Source organism: Pseudomonas sp. LBUM1660 (assembly GCF_059695935.1).
On sequence record NZ_CP166795.1, the window covers coordinates 1,758,095 to 1,775,936 of the forward strand.

Below are 17,842 nucleotides of genomic sequence, written 5' to 3' on the forward strand. Positions count from 1 at the left end.
AGCTCCTCTTGTCCTAAGCTGGCAGTCCTTATTGGAGACTGCTGAATGAAAAAATTCTGTTGTGTATTGTTGGCGATGCTGCCGCTGACGGCGTTTGCTTATCCGATCGATGTAACAAAGCAGCTCAATGGCATGAAGATCGACTACAACGCCTACGACACGGATAACGACATAGCCTCCATTCAGGTCAATAACTACGGCACCACCGATGCGATCTGTAAGGTGGTTTTCAACAATGGTCCGGAAGCGCCGCGCACCCGCTCTATCGAAGTGGCCGCCGGCAAACACAAAAATGCGACCGCCAAGTTCACCCGCACCATTATCAAGATGCGAATCAACCTGACCTGCACCCCCAAATGACATAAAACCCTGTAGGAGCGAGGCTTGCCCGCGAAGGCGGTGTGCAGTCGACATAGATGCTGAATGACACGGCCCCTTCGCGGGCAAGCCTCGCTCCTACAGGTGCAGGGCATGCTCAGCTTATAAACGAATTTGTTGATGGGTTATAGCAGTTATTTGCGCTTTTTCATCGATATAGCTCTGTTTAACCTTCACTCCATCGCCTTACAGCATTCTCAGATGGAGCCTACATCCCATGTCACGCGTTCTGATCATCGAAAGCAGCGCCCGTCAGCAAGACTCGGTTTCCCGACAGTTGACCCAGACGTTCATCAGCCAGTGGAAAGCCGCTCACCCGAACGACCAGATCACCGTGCGTGACCTCGCTGTCAACACGGTGCCGCACCTGGACATCAATTTGCTGGGCGGCTGGATGAAACCCGCCGAACAGCGCAGCGACATCGAACAGGTCTCCCTGGAACGCTCCAACCAATTGACTGACGAACTGCTGGCTGCCGATGTGCTGGTCATGGCCGCGCCGATGTACAACTTCGCCATTCCCAGCACGCTCAAAGCCTGGCTCGACCATGTGCTGCGTGCCGGTGTGACCTTCAAGTACACCGAGACCGGCCCGCAAGGTTTGCTCAGCGGCAAGCGCGCCTATGTGCTGACCGCTCGTGGCGGGATCTACGCCGGCAGCACCGCTGATCACCAGGAACCGTACCTGCGCCAGGTGATGGCTTTCATCGGGATTCACGACGTGACCTTCATTCACGCCGAAGGCATGAACCTGGGCGGTGACTTCCAGGAGAAAGGCCTGAACCAGGCCAACGCCAAGCTTTCCCAAGTGGCTTGAGGCTTTAATCGTCAGATAATCCCTTGATGTTCAAGTGGCCTGGCGCAACCCCTTCAAGGCTTTACGCGCATCGAACCTCCCTTTGCACTTGTTGCTCCTGAGTGCTGTTGCCCGATTGAACGCTTTAGCGAGATCGGGCTTTTTTTTGCCTGCGATTTTGTGGGTATACACACAAATCCACTGTGGGAGCGGGCTTGCTCGCGAAAGCGGTGTGTTATCCAAAAGAGATGTCGACTGACACGGCCTCTTCGCGAGCAAGCCCGCTCCCACAGGTTTTGCATTGCCTGACGATTCGCGGTGAAGGGCCAAACCCGCTATCGTCGCCGCCATTCGAATCGAGGCGAGCATGGGCTATCTACTTTTTGTCACGCTGATCCAGGCGTTTTCCTTCAGTCTGATCGGCGAATACCTGGCCGGACATGTCGACAGTTACTTCGCGGTGCTGGTGCGGGTGTTGTTGGCGGGGCTGGTGTTTATTCCGCTGACGCGCTGGCGTTCGGTCGAGCCGGCGTTCATGCGCGGCATGCTGTTGATCGGTGCGCTGCAGTTCGGTGTGACCTATGTCTGCCTGTACCTGAGCTTCCGGGTGCTGACGGTCCCGGAAGTGTTGCTGTTTACCATCCTCACGCCGCTGCACGTGACCCTGATCGAAGATGCCCTGAACCGGCGTTTCAATCCGTGGGCGCTGGTGGCGGCACTGGTGGCGGTGCTCGGTGCGGCGGTGATTCGTTACGACCGGATCAACCCGGATTTCTTGATGGGCTTCTTGCTGTTGCAACTGGCCAACTTCACCTACGCCGCTGGACAAGTCCTTTATAAGCACCTGGTGGCGCGTCATCCGAGCGATTTGCCGCATTACCGGCGCTTTGGCTACTTCTACCTGGGCGCGCTGGCGGTGGCGTTACCGGCATTCCTGATGTTCGGCAAACAGAATTTCCTGCCCGAGGCGCCGCTGCAATGGGGCGTGCTGGTGTTCCTCGGCCTGGTCTCGACCGCGTTGGGTTTGTATTGGTGGAACAAGGGCGCCTGCCTGGTGAATGGCGGGACGCTGGCGGTGATGAACAACCTGCATGTACCGGTGGGGTTGCTGATCAATCTGCTGATCTGGAATCAGCATGAAGAGCTGGGGCGGTTGTTCTTGGGCGGATCGGTGATTTTGATGGCGGTGTGGGTCAGTCGGTTGGGTATACGAAAACCTCTGGCCGTCCACTAAACCTTGTGGGAGCGGGCTTGCTCGCGAATGCGGTGTGTCATTCAACATTAATCTCGACTGACACTCCCTCTTCGCGAGCAAGCCCGCTCCCACAGGGGGAGATGAGGGGCTACATGATGTGTTTCTCGGGCTCGGGGATATGGCTTGCGCCCAACACCGCCGGAAGCAACCCGGTCCGCAAATCCCCGCCACTCGGCTGCTGATACAGGCTCAGCCCAAACTCCGGCAGCACCGCCAGCAGGTAATCAAAAATATCCCCCTGAATCCGCTCGTAATCCGCCCACGCCGTGGTGCGGGTGAAGCAGTAGATTTCCAGCGGAATACCCTGTGCGGTGGTTTGCATCTGACGGACCATGCAGGTCATGTTCGGCTGGACCTCCGGGTGACTTTTCAGATACGCCAACGCATAGGCCCGGAACGTCCCGATGTTGGTCATCCGCCGCCGGTTGGCCGACATCGCCGCGACGTTGCCCTGAGCCTCATTCCAGGCCTTGAGTTCGGCCTGTTTGCGGCTGATGTAATCGGTCAGCAGATGCACCTGCGACAACTTCTGCTCTTCGTCATCACGGATGAATCGCACGCCACTGGCATCGATGAACAGGCTGCGCTTGATCCGTCGTCCGCCGGACTGCTGCATGCCGCGCCAGTTCTTGAATGACTCGGACATCAGGCGCCAGGTCGGTATCGAGACGATGGTCTTGTCGAAATTCTGCACTTTCACCGTGTGCAGGGTGATGTCGACCACGTCACCGTCGGCACCGACTTGCGGCATCTCGATCCAGTCGCCGACCCGCAGCATGTCGTTGCTGGTCAGCTGCACGCTGGCGACGAACGACAGCAGCGTGTCCTTGTAGACCAACAGAATCACCGCCGACATGGCGCCCAAGCCCGACAGCAGCAACAGGGGCGAACGGTCGATCAGCGTGGCGACGATGATGATCGCGCCAAACACGTACAGGACCATTTTCGTCAGTTGCACGTAGCCTTTGATCGAGCGGGTGCGGGCATGTTCGGTGCGCGCGTAGATGTCCAGCAAGGCGCTGAGCAGGGCGCTGACCGCCAGCATCAGGAATAGGATGGTAAACGCCAGCGCGACGTTGCCGAGGAAAATCAGGCTGGTCTTGCTCAGTTCCGGCACTAGATGCAGGCCGAACTGGATCACCAGTGACGGCGTCATTTGCGCCAGGCGGTGGAAAACCTTGTTATGCCGAAAGTCGTTGATCCAGTGCAAGGCCGGTTGCCGGCCGAGTATTTTGGTCGCGTGAATAATGAGGTAGCGCGCCACTCGTCCGAGGACCAGCGCCACCACCAGCAACAGGATCAGCGCCAGGCTGGAATGCAGGAGCGGATGCTGATCAAGGGCACCCCAGAGGTCTTGGACGTTGAGCCAGAGCTGTTTGATATCCATGGGTAAAAACGGTTCTTCTGTAGGACGCGACGGGGCGATTAGAGCATCTAAGACGCTTTGCATGACGTTTTGAGACAAATCAGGCAACAAAAAAGCCACTGTTTACCGCCGTTTGCATAAAGAAACTCGGCCTCGGCGCTCGAAACCGTTACCCTATGCAGCTGTTTTTTTGTATTTCTTCGAGGTAGCACCCGTGTTTTCCCAATTCGCCCTGCACGAACGCCTGCTCAAAGCCGTGGCCGAGCTTAAATTTGTCGAGCCAACGCCTGTGCAAGCAGCGGCTATTCCGCTGGCGCTCCAAGGGCGTGACCTGCGGGTGACAGCGCAAACCGGTAGCGGCAAGACCGCTGCATTCGTTTTGCCGATCCTCAACCGTCTGATCGGCCCGGCGAAAGTCCGCGTCAGCATCAAGACCCTGATCCTGCTGCCGACCCGCGAGCTGGCCCAGCAGACCATCAAGGAAGTCGAGCGTTTCGCTCAGTTCACCTTCATCAAGTCCGGTCTGATCACCGGCGGTGAAGACTTCAAGGTCCAGGCCGCCATGCTGCGCAAGGTACCGGACATCCTGATCGGTACGCCGGGCCGGATGATCGAGCAACTGAACGCCGGCAACCTCGACTTGAAAGAAGTTGAAGTGCTTGTCCTCGACGAAGCCGACCGCATGCTCGACATGGGCTTTGCCGAAGACGTCCAGCGTCTGGTCGAAGAATGCACCAACCGCCAGCAGACCATGCTGTTCTCGGCCACCACCGGTGGGTCGGGCCTGCGCGAGATGGTCGCCAAGGTCCTGAACAATCCAGAACACTTGCAGCTGAACAACGTCAGCGATCTGAACGCGACCACCCGTCAGCAGATCATCACCGCTGACCATAACCAGCACAAAGAACAGATCGTGAACTGGCTGCTGGCCAACGAGACCTACCAGAAGGCCATCGTGTTCACCAACACCCGGGCCATGGCTGACCGTATCTACGGCCGTCTGGTGGCGCAGGAATATAAAGCGTTCGTCCTGCACGGTGACAAAGACCAGAAAGACCGCAAGCTGGCCATCGACCGCCTGAAGCAGGGCGGCGTTAAGATCCTGGTAGCCACCGACGTCGCCGCTCGCGGCCTCGACGTGGAAGGCCTGGACCTGGTGATCAACTTCGACATGCCGCGCAGCGGCGACGAATACGTTCACCGCATCGGTCGCACCGGTCGTGCCGGCAACGATGGCTTGGCCATCTCGCTGATCTGCCACGGCGACTGGAACCTGATGTCGAGCGTAGAGCGCTACCTCAAGCAGAGCTTCGAGCGCCGCACCATCAAGGAAGTCAAAGGCACCTACGGCGGACCGAAAAAGGTCAAGGCCTCGGGCAAAGCCGTTGGCGTGAAGAAGAAAAAAGTCGACGCCAAAGGCGACAAGAAGAAAACCGGCGCCAAGGCCCCGACCAAACGCAAGATCGCCAACCGCCCGAAGACCGACGCCCTGTCGCTGGTCAGCAAGGACGGCATGGCGCCGCTCAAGCGCCGCAAGCCGGAAGCGCCGGCTGCTGAGTAACGCGTTGTCAGGTCAGTTAGGGTAGGTACGGCGAACACAACACCTTGTGGCGAGGGAGCTTGCTCCCGCTGGGACGCGAAGCGGCCCTGAAAAGAAGGGACTGCTGCGCCGTCCAGCGGGAGCAAGCTCCCTCGCCACAGGATCCGTGTTGCTCCTCACTGACTGGTATTAGCCGTAGCGATCCAATAAAAAACCCGGACAGTGTCCGGGTTTTTTTTGTGTCCAGCGTTTGTCAGCTCCCCAACAGCCCACTGGTGTCCGCATCAAAGCGTTGCTTGGCTTGATCAGCCTTCGGTTTGAGCACGGCGAGCAAGGCAGCCTCGCTGTACAGCCGAGTGACCGCCAGTTCCTTTGGCGTCGGCTCAATCGGGATCAGCACGTCTTCAGTGTCTGCATGCAGCCAGATCGCCACCAAGTGCAGCGCCGAAACAAACAGCACCCGCAGCTCAACGGTTTTACCCTGCAGTTGCGGCGACTGTTCCGCCAGTTTCAACGCACCGACCGTCGCGGCGGCCATGGCCCCGTGGTTCAGCGAGGAAAACTCGACATGACCCCGAACATCGGCCAATTGCGCATCGGCAATCGTCACGCCATCGGAAAACACCAGGTAATGCCAATCGCCGACCTTGGCGTCTTTCAGGCCTTTGCCCTGGCTCACGTCCTCCAGGCTGAGCGAGTAACCACGGTAGGCCTCGCTGAGGCTGATCTTGCCGGGCGTGGCGTTTGCAAACTGGCGATTGATGCCGAAGCCTTGGGTTTGCAGGGCGGCTTGCAGCGCCGGACGCAAGGTCTGCACGCCGTTGGAAGGCGCCTTTGGATAAGTCAGTTGCATGATGTCGCCCTCCTAGTTTTTTACGGTGAAGTAAGTGTTGGTCCAGTTGCCGCCGCCGTTGTAAGAGCCGGGGAACGAGTTCAACGCTCGGGTCGAGTAGCCGTAGATCGAATCTGCGACCAGCACGTAGTTGCCGTTGGTGCCATAGATCGTCAGGAAGTGCGCACCGCCACCGTACCAGGCACAGCGCAAACCGATCGGTCGGCCCATGTTGATCTGGTTCTGGATGGCCGACATCTGCAGCGAGCCCTGGTTCATGCCGTTGAAACTGCGGGTAATCCTCAGGGCTGTATCCAGATAACCGTACACGTTGCATGGCCCCGGTTGATTACAGCAGTTGCGGTCCAGCGCAGTGGTGGCAACACCGCATTGAGTCCAGGACCCGGTACCGTAATAGTTGCCGACCGAAGCGGAAACCGCTGCCCAGCACCAGTTGGTCTGGGTTTGTGGCTGCATCGTGAAGTTGAGGCTGGCAGCGGCCAGTGCGTTGAGGGGGGCAGCCGATTCGACATCGGACAGTTGCGGGTTCAGCAGATGACCGGTCAGGCACGTTGGCAGGGTTTCGCCGGTGAATGACGTTGCTTCAGTGGTTAACATTTTTCAATCCTCCATGAGTGAAAACAAGCGTCCAGCTAGTGGGTCTGTAGCGGTGTGACTGAGCGATCGGCGTGTGCGGTTTGCCATGTTGGATGGCCGGCTCCGATCCAGGCTCGAGGTAACCTTAGGCATGGATATGCGTTTGTGCAAATAATTAAATGCGCTAGTGCAAATTCCAGATCGAAAGAACGACGCCTTTAGCAGCGCCGGAGGAACCGTCGTTGTTTGCGTAGGAGCTATCCGAACGCTCTGGTTTCAGCTCTCGGCCTTTTTATCGGCCGTCTGCAGCTCTTTCAATCGCTGATCAATCAGCTGGCACTTGTCGGGCAAATCCGCGCTGGCGGTGCCCAGATCCATCTTCTGCAACTCGGCATTGATCTCTTTGGCCTTGGCCGGATTCTGCTCCGTGAGCCTGGTCACTTCCTTGGCCAGTTGTTCGCGCTTGGCGGTGGCTTCATCGGGGGTGCAGGCCCAGGCGGGGAGGGCGCTGGCAAGGGTGATGGTGATGGCGAGGGTGAGTTTCAGCAGGGTTTTCATCGTGAGCCTCGGTTCCGTGTCGGGCGGTTAATCGGTTGAGGCCGCAGGATTATGAAAGTTCACTCATCATCCTTTAGTAGGGTAGACATTACCGTTCGTCGCATTTTTATCTCCCTTGGATCCAGGAATTGACGTCAGAATGATGGCTCTCTAATATCGCGCCACTATTGTGCTATCAGTCTCCATTTCGAGGGATCGAACATGTACCCAGCCGCCCTCGCGGCGAGGTTGTGCCTGGCTTTGCTGTGCCTTTCTCCCCTACATCTTGCTCATGCCGCCCCCACCCCAGGGGAAACCGACCTCATCCGTGAACGCCAGGATCGCCTGCTCGAAGAGCAACGTCGGCGCCTCGAAGAGCTCAAGGAATTACCCGGCAAGGAAGCCAAGCCCGCCGCACCGACGGCACCCGCTGACACCCGTTGTTTCCCGATCAAAGACATCGAACTCAAAGGCGCCGACAGCCTCTCCGAGCGCGAGAAAAACCGTCTGCTCAAGCCTTACATCGGCCAATGCCTGGGCGTCACGCAGCTCAATGAGTTGCTGAAAGTCATCACCGATCACTACATCGAAAAAGGCCTGGTCACCAGCCGTGCCTACTTGCCGCAGCAGGATTTGTCCGGCGGGCATTTGAAGGTGCTGGTGGTCGAGGGCAAGCTCGAAGGGTTGAAGGGCGCGGAGGGCAGCAAGCTGTCGGACCGCGAGTTGGGCATGGCGTTTCCCGGCAAGACCGGCGAACTGGTCAACCTGCGGGAAATCGAGCAACTGGTCGATCAGCTCAACCGTTTGCCATCGAATCAGGCACAGATGGAATTGGCGCCGGGCAAGAACGTCGGCGGCAGCGAAGTGCTGGTCAAGAACACGCCGCAAAAGCCCTGGCGTGCCGGATTGTCTCGCAGCAACGACGGCCAGCGCAGCACCGGCGAACAGCAGTGGGGCACCACGTTTGATTGGGACAGTCCGCTGGGTCTGGCGGATCAGTTGAATCTGCGCGGCGGTCACGATGCGATGACCGATCACCAGCACACCTCCAATAACGCGCTGCTCAATTACAACCTGCCGTGGGGCTGGTGGAACTTCAATTACACCTACAGCCAGAGTGAGTACCGCTCGCAGGCGCAAGCCAACGGCTTCAACTTCAAGCAGACCGGCGATAGCCAAAACCATCAGCTGCGCGCCGAGCGGGTGATCCATCGCGACGCCGTGAGCAAGACATCCCTCAGCACCGGTCTCTCTTACCTGCGCACCAACAACTTCATCGAAGACAGCAAGCTCAAGCTGAGCAGCAACCGCATCAGCGAAGCGCAGTTCGGCATCAACCACGGTCGGCGAGTCGGCAGCGCGTTCGTCAACATTGACCTCGGCATGCAGCAAGGCATCGGCGTGTTCGATGCTCAGGGTAATGGCGATCCAGGTCCCGGCGAACCGAATGCGCGCTACCGCAAATACACCGCCACCGCGAGCTACCTGCAACCGTTCAAGGTGTGGGGCGAATCGTTCAGTTTCAGCAGCCTGATGACCGGCCAGCGCAGTGAAGACGTGCTGTTCAGCCCGCAGCGCACCAGCCTCGGCGGTCAGTCGTCGATTCGCGGTTACAAGGATCAATCCTTGTCCGGCGACAGCGGTGGTTACTGGCGCAACGACCTGCGCTGGACCCGCCCGGTAACGCTGGAATGGCTGCGCCCGGTGTTCGCCGAATACGGCACCAGCCTCGGTTACGACCAGGGCGTGATCCGTGGCGATCGCTACAACGGCGACCAGCACGGCCGTATGTCCAGCAACTCGGTGGAGGTGTTTGCCCGCGGTCAGCACCTGGCCGCCAGCGTGACCTTTGCTCATTCCCTGGAACGTCCGGACACCCTGACCGAGCGCGAAGCGCCGATCTATTTCCGCATGGATTTCTTCCTCTAATTTCGCCTCATCGAGACCTTCGACATGGACGCCCGTCAATTCGCCTTCCTGAGCCGTCAGCCTTCTTCTGCCGTCAAAACCCGCGAGCACTTCTGGGGCATGCCCAAGCGCGGACTGGCGTTCCTGTTGGCGAATGTGATGTTCTGGCAACCGATGTGGGCGCAGGCGGAAGGGATCGTCGTGGCCTCGCCGGGCACCAGCCTCGGCCAGGCGGGCAATGGCGTGCCGATCGTCCACATCGCCACGCCCAATGGCACCGGCCTGTCGCATAACCAGTTTCACGATTACAACGTCGGCACCCAGGGCGTCATCCTCAACAACGTCGCCAACCAGACCGGCGCAACGCAATTGGGCGGCATAATCGTCGGCAACCCCAACCTCACCAACCGCGTCGCCGCACAAACCATCCTCAACGAAGTGATCGGCGGCAGCCCGAGCCAGTTGCGCGGTTACACGGAAGTGGCGGGGCAGTCGGCGCGGGTGATTGTCGCCAACCCTTACGGCATCAGTTGCAACGGTTGCGGGTTTATCAACACGCCGCGTGTGACGCTGACCACCGGCAAGCCGGTGCTCGACAACGGGCGACTGGATCGTTTTCAGGTCGATCAGGGCAGCGTCTCCATCGATGGCGCCGGGCTCAACGCCAACAACGTCGACAGCTTCGAAATCATCACCCGCAGCGCGAAGATCAACGCCGAGATTCAGGCGAAGAACCTGACCATTGTGGCCGGTCGCAACGACGTCAATGCACAGAGCCTCAACGCCACCGCACGTGCCGATGACGGCAGCGCCAAACCGCAACTGGCTATCGACTCGTCGGCGCTGGGCGGGATGTACGCCGGGGCGATCAAACTGGTCGGTACCGAGGCCGGGGTCGGGGTGAAACTGGCCGGCAACCTGGCGGCCAGTGGCGGTGATATCCAGATCGACGCCAATGGCCATCTGAGCCTGGCGCAGACCTCTGCCGTCGGCGCGGTAAACGTCAACGCCGCCAGCCTCGACGCCCAGGGTCCGGTCTATGCCGGCAGTTCCGTCAACGTGCAAACCCAAGGCAACCTGACCAACCAGCAAACCCTCGCCGCCCGGGACGGTATCGCGCTGAGTGCCGGCGGGCAGTTGACCAACAACGGCATCATCGAGGCCGGGGTCAATGCCGATGACAGTCGCAACACCAACGGCGATGTCAGCCTAGTGGCGCAGAACCTTAACAACAGCGGGAAAAGCGTGGTTGCCAGCCGTAATCTGACGGTGAACACCGCTCAGGCCCTGAATAACCCGAGCGGTACGTTGAGCGCTAGGCAAACTGCCAACATCACCGCCGGGACCTTGGATAACCAGAACAAAGGTCGAGTGTTGAGTAACGGCAGTCTCAATCTCGCGGCCAATCAGGTACTCAATGGCAATGGTCTGATTACCAGTACCGGTAATCTCAACGCCACCCTTGGTTACCTGAACAATCGCGCTGGCGAACTCTCGAGCCTGGCCGCCGCGACGTTGCGCATGGCGACTCTGGATAACGTGGCAGGGCTGGTGAACGCCGGTCAGGCCTTGAGCATCACCGCCACGGCGGCATTGAGCAATCAGGGTGGCAAACTCACCAGCCTCGACGCCTTGAGCCTCAACGCCGGCAAGGTCGATAACAGCAGCGGGGGCCGGATCGCCAGCAACAAAGCGCTGACCGCCAGTGTCATCAGTCTCGATCAGCATGATGGTGGGCAGCTCACCAGCGCTACGTCGTTGGCGCTGGATCTGAATCACGGCGAGCTGAACAACCAGAACGGTTTGATTAACGCCCCGTTGCTGGTGCTAAAAAACCTCGCGCAGGTGGACAACCGCAACGGCGAAATTTCCAGTGCCCAAGCGTTCACGCTGGCGGCCGACAGCCTCGACAACAGCAACGGTAAACTGCTCGGCAACCAGACCGTGACCCTGCGCGTGCTGCAGTCGATGACCAACGTCAAAGGCGTGATCGCGGCGGAAAGCGTCGATGTACAGGCCGGTAGCCTGAACAACAACGGCGGCACCCTTACCAGTCGCACCAACGTTGATCTTCGGGTTACCGGCCAGCTCGATAACCAGGACAAGGGGCTGATCAACGCTACCCAAAACCTGAACATCAACACGGCGAGTTTGAACAATCAGAACGGCGGCTCGTTGCTCGGCAGCGCCATTACCATCGACTTCAGCGGCGCCATGGGCGACCTGAACAACTCCAACGGCCTGATCACCACCGCCGGGCAACTGAGCATCCGCAACCTGCGGGACTTGAACAACCGTGGCGGTGAACTCTCCAGCAGCCAAAGCTATACGCTGAAGGGCCGCAACCTGGACAACAGCGACGGCAAACTCATCAGTCGTCAGCAACTGGACCTTACGGCCGATACCACCACTAACCTCGATGGTCTGATTTCCGGTTGGCAAAGCCTGAGCCTTCTAGGCGGCAGCCTCGACAACCGTAATCAGGGCACCTTGTCGAGCCGCGACGGTGATGTGCTGGTGGACCTCACCGGCGCTGTGCGCAACAGCGACGCCGGCGCTCTGGTCAGTAACGGCACGTTGAAGGTCACGGCGGCCAGCCTCGACAACAGTGACAACGGCATTCTTTCCAGTGCCGGCGCGCAAACCTTGGTCATCGCCGGAGCACTGAATAATGCCCACGGTGGTTTGATCGACAGCGGCGCCGCTTTGGATATTCAGGCCCAAACCCTCAGCAACACCAACGCAACGATCAACGCACAACAGGACATCAGCTTCACCGGCACCGACCTGAACAACAGCGCCGGTACCTTGGCCGGCAATGGCGCGATCACCCTCGATCTGCTCGGCACCTTGACCAATACCAGCGGCAAACTGGCGAGCAAAGGCCCGTTGGTCATTCAGCGCGCGGTGCAGATCAACAACCAGGGCGGCCAACTGACCAGCCAGGGTTTGCTGAGCCTGTTGACCGGCGGATTCGATAACCGCAATAGCGGCATTGTCGCGGCCAACGATCTACTGACGCTCACGGCCAGTGGCGTGGTGCAGAACAGCGCGAACGGTCAGGTCTTCAGCAGCAACGCTGGCCTGACGCTCAATGCCGCCAGCCTCGACAACGCCAAGGGCTCCCTGCAAAGCGAGGGCGACCTGACGGTAAAAACCAGCGGCGCCATCGATAACCAGAGCGGGCGCATCGTCGCCAAGGCCGGCAACCTCGACATCACCGCCGCCAGCCTCGACAGCCGCGGCGGTGTGCTCTCCAGCCTGCAAGGCGCCTTCAGCAGCCGCATCACTGGTGTACTGCGCAACGGCTATGACCTGAACAACAACCGTCAGGGCGGGATCATTCAGGCCCAGAGCCTGGACCTCAAGGCACTGGCCGGCATCGACAACTACGGCGGGCGGATTACCGCGCAAACCGGTGATGCCATCGTCGATGCCGGCACCAACGGCAACATCGACAACCGTAATGGCGGTCTCTACGCCAAGGGGTTGGTCAGCGTCACGGCTAAAGACTTCGACAACAGCGGCGACAACGACGGGCAGATCGGCGGGCAGCAGATCGACCTGAGCCTGCGCGGTGCATTGAACAACCGCCTGGGCATCATCGAAAGCGAAAGCACCCTGACCATTTCCGCCGCCAGCCTCGACAACCAGACCGGTCAACTTCGTGCACTAGGCAACAATGGTAAAACCGCGTTCACCCTCGGCGGTCTGTTCGACAACCGTAATGGCACCGTGGAATCCGCCAACACCAACCTAGCCCTCGCTGCCGGTAGCTTGCTGAACGCCGGCGGCAACGTGCTACACGTCGGCACCGGCCTCTTCGACATCGCCACCGGGCAACTGGGCAGCGCTGGCGGCAACTTCGTCACCCGTGGTGGCCTGACCCTGACCGCCGCCAACTGGACCAACAGCAGTGTGATCCAGGCCGATCGCCTGACCGTCAACATCAACAGCCTCAACCAGACCGCCAGCGGTCAACTGCTGGCCGTCAGCACACTGACCGGTAACGGCGGTAACTGGAATAACGATGGCCTGATCGCGAGCGACGACAGCCTGAGCCTGACGCTCGGTGGCACGTACTCCGGCAATGGCCGGGTCAGCAGCCTGGGAACGTTCGGCCTCAGTGCTGCACAACTGAACCTCAATGCCGCATCGAGCCTCGCCGGTGGCGGCAACACAACCATTTCCGTGGGAGGGCAGCTCAACAACGCAGGTCGCCTGACGTCGGCTGCCGACCTGACCCTGACGGCCGGTAGCGTAAACAACACCGGCACCGTGGGCGCCGGCGAGAACCTGACGTTGACCACAGACGTGTTACGCAACGACCGCGGATTGATCTTCAGTGGCGCAGACATGCAGCTCCTGAGCCCCAGCTTCACCAACTACTACGGGCAGGTCTACAGCCTGGGCAGCACGCTCATCGCCAGGGACAAAAACAAGGCCAAGGCTGATCTGCTGGACAACAGGTCTGGAGGGATTGAGAGCACCGGCGACCTGACAATCGCCGCCACGACGGTTAACAACGTCATGGATGTGTTGCAGTACACCGAGCATGAGAAAAGTGTCGCGACCATCACTCAGTTGTCGTGCACGCTGATTGCCTATGGATGTGACAGCCGTGGCGGTGGCCGCATCAACGGCCTTTGGGAAATTGCAGAAACCGATCGTTTGAAGATCACGCTTCATTCTGAAGCCGCCTCGATCAACAGCGGCGCGGACCTGTTGATTAATGCGGGAGAAGTGAACAACACCAGCAGTAGCATGACCGCCGCCGGGGATTTAAAGATCACGGCGTCGACGATCAACAACAAGGGGGTGCAAGAGCAGGACATCGAAACCACCCGACGATTCGTGAGCTGGGTCAACGAAACCGCCTCGGCCATTGGCATGGCTGATCTCTTCACCCAACGAAACAACCCGACACCCTCGGCCACCGTCGAACAGGACATGAGCAACTTTCTGGCCTGGATGGGCGAAACACTGCCGACCAGCAGTCGCATCATCAACGGCGAGTCTCTGGATGCCATCATCCAGGCGGGCGGAAACGTCACCCTCGATGCCACCCAGAACATCAACAACAGCGTGGTCCGCCCGTTCTATGCCTATGTGGCGGCGGGTCGCACCACAACCGACACCGGCGCGGGCAGTGGCTACTCGACGCGGATCCAGATCAACCAGCAACTCGCCCCCGATCTGGCCCAGCAACAAGTCAACCCGCTGGCGCTCCCCGGCTTCAGCCTGCCCACCAGCCAGAACGGCCTGTTCCGTCTGAGTCAGGAAGGCAGTACCAACCCGACCGGCACCGGCCCACAAAGCTGGACCCTCACCGGCGCCACCGTCACCTCGTCTACCAGTACGCCGGTCACTATCAACCGCGTGCAAGGCCTGCCGAGCAACGCCGGCAAATCCCACCCGCACAAATACCTGATCGAAACCAACCCGGCACTCACCGACCTCAAGCAATTCATGAGCTCGGACTACCTGCTGTCCGGCCTCGGCTACGACCCCGACCAGAGCGCCAAGCGCCTGGGCGACGGTCTCTACGAGCAGAAACTGGTCCAGCAAGCCGTGGTCGCCCGCACCGGCCAACGCTTCATCGACGGCCAGACCTCCGACGAAGCGCTCTACAAGTACCTGATGAACAACGCCATCGCCAGCAAGGAGCAGCTCAACCTGAGCCTCGGCGTGACCCTCACTTCACAACAAGTCGCGGCCCTGACCCACGACATCGTCTGGCTCGAAGAGCACGAAGTGAACGGCGAAAAAGTCCTGGTGCCAGTGCTGTACCTGGCCAACGCCAACCATCGCTTGGCGGCCAACGGCGCGCTGATCCAGGGCAGCGACGTAACCCTGATCGCCGGCAAAGACCTGAACAACGCCGGCACCCTGCGCGCCAGCCAGAACCTTGATGCGACGGCCAAGAATGATCTGGTGAGCAGCGGGTTGCTGGAGGCGGGGGACCGGTTGAAGGTGCTCGCCACCAATAATTTGACCAACAAGGCGGGGGGCATTATTGCCGGGCGGGACGTGACGCTCGCGACCACGAAAGGCGACGTGATCAATGAACGCACGGTGACCTCCCACGACAGCAGCGTCGGCGACTACAGTCACGCACGAGACTTCGTGGACAACGCCGCCCGCATCGAAGCCGCCAACAACTTGGTGATCAACGCCGGGCGCGATGTGATCAACACCGGTGGTGTGTTGAAAAGCGGTGGCGACATGGACATCGATGCCAAGCGCGACGTCACCATCACCTCCGTGGAGGAGCGCCACTCCGAAAGCCGTACCAACTTCCTCGACTCAACCCTCACCCAGCACGGCGCAGAGGTCAGTTCCGGTGCCGGCCTGACAATCGATGCCGGCCGCGATATGGCGGCGGTCGCCAGCAAGATCGACGCCAAGGGCGACGTGACCATCGAGGCTAAGCGCGATGTGTTCTTCGGTGCCGCTGCCGACGAAGAGCATTCCTATTTCAAGGACAAAAAGGAAACCCGTCAGGAAGACCACATCAGTCAGATCGGCACCTCACTGGAGGCGGGAGGCAAACTCACGCTCAAATCCGGCAAGGACATGACCCTGGTCGCCAGCGACATCAGCGCCGGCAAAGAAGCCTACCTGCACGCCGACGGCGACCTGCAACTGCTGGCCGCGCAAGACAGTGATTACTCGCTGTATGACATGAAGAAAAAGGGCGGCTTTGGCGCCGAGAAAACCCAGCGCGATGAGGTGACGCAGATCACCCACATCGGTACGCAGATCAAATCCGGTGGTGACCTGACGTTGTCCAGTGGGGGGGATCAGCGGTATCAGGTGGCGAAGCTCGACAGCGGCAATAACATCGTTCTCGACAGCGGTGGTTCCATCACGTTTGAAGCAGTCAAGGACCTGCATGACGAGAGCCATACCAAGAGTGATGGCGACGCCTTCTGGACCTCATCGAAAGGCAAGGGCAATACCGACGAGACACTGCGCCAGACCCAGATGATTGCCAAAGGCAACATCGTGATCAAGGCTGTGGATGGCCTGAAAATCGACATCAAACAGGTCGATCAGCAAAGCGTCAGTCAGACCATTGATGCGATGGTCCAGGCCGATCCGCAACTGGCCTGGCTGAAGCAAGCCGAAGCTCGGGGTGATGTCGATTGGCAGTTGGTCAAGGAAATCCATGAGTCGTTCAAGTATGAAACCTCGGGGCTTGGGCCTGCTTCTCAAATCATCATCGCAATCATCATGGCGGCCATTGTCGGCCCAGCTGCGCTGACGGCGTTCGCCGGTGCGGGGACCATAGGGGCTGCAGGTCTTGCAGCAGTGGCTACAGGTGCTGCAACAAACGCGACCACTAGTTTTATCAATAACGGTGGGAATCTTGGGGCGGTGTTCAAGGATGTGACGTCTTCGGATGCGCTCAAGGGCTACGTGATTTCAGGGGTGACGGCGGGTTTCACGGCCGCTTACATCAATGATTTGACTGGGACGACTACAAACTCCTTCACTGGCAAAGTCACTGGCCCCCCACTGAACACCTGGACGGGCGTCGGTCAGTTTGCTTCAAGCCAAGTGCTGCAAGTTGGGACGTCAGCACTGCTGGGCAAGGCGTTGGGGCAGGACGTCAGTGTCAGTGATGTATTGAAAACAGCTCTGTTCAATACATTGGCGGCAGCCAGTTTCAACGCGGTCGGTGACTATACGAAAGCCTATGCCGACGGATCTGTTCAGAAAATCGCGATACACGCGATGGTCGGTGGGTTGCTTTCAGAAATATCGGGTGGTGATTTTGCAACGGGCGCCTTGGCAGCAGGTGCGAATGAAGCCCTCATCGTAGACCTGAATAAATTGGTTGCTGGCGACCCTGATTTGCGTTCCATGGCATCTCAGATCGTCGGGGTACTGGCGGCGTCGACGCAAGAGGGGGATGCAGAAACGCTGCAAAGTGGGGCATGGGTTGCCAACAATGCTACGCAGTACAATTTTGAAATTCACATGCCGCCAGGTTTGACGGAGTATGGACAAGCAGCAACGTCCCTCACGGAATTCATGCGGCAAAATAAAGCCTCAGCAGAAGAAATTGCCCAAACGCAATTGGCACTGGCTCAAGGGCAAGGTTTTGATGGCGTCCTGCCTGCAAATGAGTTCGTCAAGGCGTGGGGCGCCTTCACTGCGGGAGAGCTTTCCGGATTAGGGTTGGCTGCGTTACTAGGGAAGGCGGGGTCGTGGTTTGCAAAAGAGTCAGTTATAGTTGGGGCAAAAGGAACTGGGGCTGTTGTAGATGACACGATCAAGGCATTACCAGCCCCAAGACAAATAGATGCATCGTGGAGCGCGAGCACTTATAACAAAGGCGGTTTGATGACAGGAATTGAGCATGTATTCTATCGCCATGGGCCTGACTCAGGATTTGGGAATGTTAGTAAGTTCTCGCAGGGAACATCTGTTAAAGATGTCTCTAGTTATGTTGATAACGCACTGAGATATGGGAAGGTAACTCCTAATGGCCCAGGTGGGCACGTTATTGAGTACAACGCAGGTAAGGTGATTGGAACAAACGTCTCAGGCGCTCCAACATCGACAATCAAAATAAATGTTCGGGATGGTGTGATTCAGACTGCATTCCCGTACTAGTTAGGAAT

General features: G+C 59.1%; 10 protein-coding genes. 6 read left to right on the forward strand and 4 right to left on the reverse strand.

The window, feature by feature from the left end; translation table 11 throughout:
- The first annotated feature begins 45 nt into the window (after positions 1-45).
- From ACA068_RS08295 to ACA068_RS08305, 3 genes are all read left to right on the forward strand, one after another.
- Positions 46-360 carry a 3-phosphoglycerate kinase gene (locus ACA068_RS08295; RefSeq protein ID WP_497309046.1) on the forward strand — a complete coding sequence of 105 codons (315 nt, stop codon included), beginning with the start codon at positions 46-48 and terminating at the stop codon, positions 358-360.
- 235 nt (positions 361-595) lie between these two features.
- Positions 596-1,195 (forward strand): FMN-dependent NADH-azoreductase, encoded by a 600-nt coding sequence (locus ACA068_RS08300; protein ID WP_497309048.1) that lies wholly within the window; start codon positions 596-598, stop codon positions 1,193-1,195.
- Positions 1,196-1,541: 346 nt separating this feature from the next.
- Positions 1,542-2,408, forward strand: coding sequence for a carboxylate/amino acid/amine transporter (locus ACA068_RS08305; RefSeq protein ID WP_497309050.1), 867 nt, complete (start codon positions 1,542-1,544; stop codon positions 2,406-2,408).
- Between the two features lie 109 nt (positions 2,409-2,517).
- Here ACA068_RS08305 and ACA068_RS08310 read toward each other — a convergent pair whose 3' ends face one another.
- On the reverse strand, positions 2,518-3,816 hold the full coding sequence (locus ACA068_RS08310) for a mechanosensitive ion channel family protein (protein ID WP_497309051.1): 1,299 nt from the start codon (positions 3,814-3,816) through the stop codon (positions 2,518-2,520).
- Between the two features lie 193 nt (positions 3,817-4,009).
- Between ACA068_RS08310 and ACA068_RS08315 the strand changes: the two genes are divergently transcribed.
- Complete coding sequence (locus tag ACA068_RS08315; RefSeq protein WP_008153197.1) at positions 4,010-5,356, forward strand: DEAD/DEAH box helicase; 1,347 nt, start codon at positions 4,010-4,012, stop codon at positions 5,354-5,356.
- 232 nt (positions 5,357-5,588) lie between these two features.
- On the opposite strand, the gene ACA068_RS08320 is transcribed toward ACA068_RS08315, so the two are convergent.
- The 3 genes from ACA068_RS08320 to ACA068_RS08330 all read right to left on the reverse strand — a co-directional run bounded on the left by ACA068_RS08320 (position 5,589) and on the right by ACA068_RS08330 (position 7,322).
- Entirely contained in the window at positions 5,589-6,188 is a 600-nt protein-coding gene (locus ACA068_RS08320; protein WP_497309052.1) for a hypothetical protein, read from the reverse strand.
- A 12-nt stretch (positions 6,189-6,200) separates the two neighbouring features.
- Positions 6,201-6,785, reverse strand: a complete 585-nt coding sequence (locus ACA068_RS08325; protein ID WP_497309054.1) for a papain-like cysteine protease family protein — start codon at positions 6,783-6,785, stop codon at positions 6,201-6,203.
- A 255-nt stretch (positions 6,786-7,040) separates the two neighbouring features.
- Positions 7,041-7,322: a hypothetical protein gene (locus tag ACA068_RS08330; protein ID WP_497309056.1), complete on the reverse strand. Its 282-nt coding sequence runs from the start codon at positions 7,320-7,322 to the stop codon at positions 7,041-7,043.
- Positions 7,323-7,523: 201 nt separating this feature from the next.
- Between ACA068_RS08330 and ACA068_RS08335 the strand changes: the two genes are divergently transcribed.
- Both ACA068_RS08335 and ACA068_RS08340 read left to right on the forward strand, forming a co-directional pair.
- Positions 7,524-9,230: a ShlB/FhaC/HecB family hemolysin secretion/activation protein gene (locus ACA068_RS08335; RefSeq protein ID WP_497309058.1), complete on the forward strand. Its 1,707-nt coding sequence runs from the start codon at positions 7,524-7,526 to the stop codon at positions 9,228-9,230.
- 24 nt (positions 9,231-9,254) lie between these two features.
- Positions 9,255-17,834, forward strand: coding sequence for a two-partner secretion domain-containing protein (locus ACA068_RS08340; RefSeq protein ID WP_497309060.1), 8,580 nt, complete (start codon positions 9,255-9,257; stop codon positions 17,832-17,834).
- Positions 17,835-17,842 lie beyond the last annotated feature (8 nt).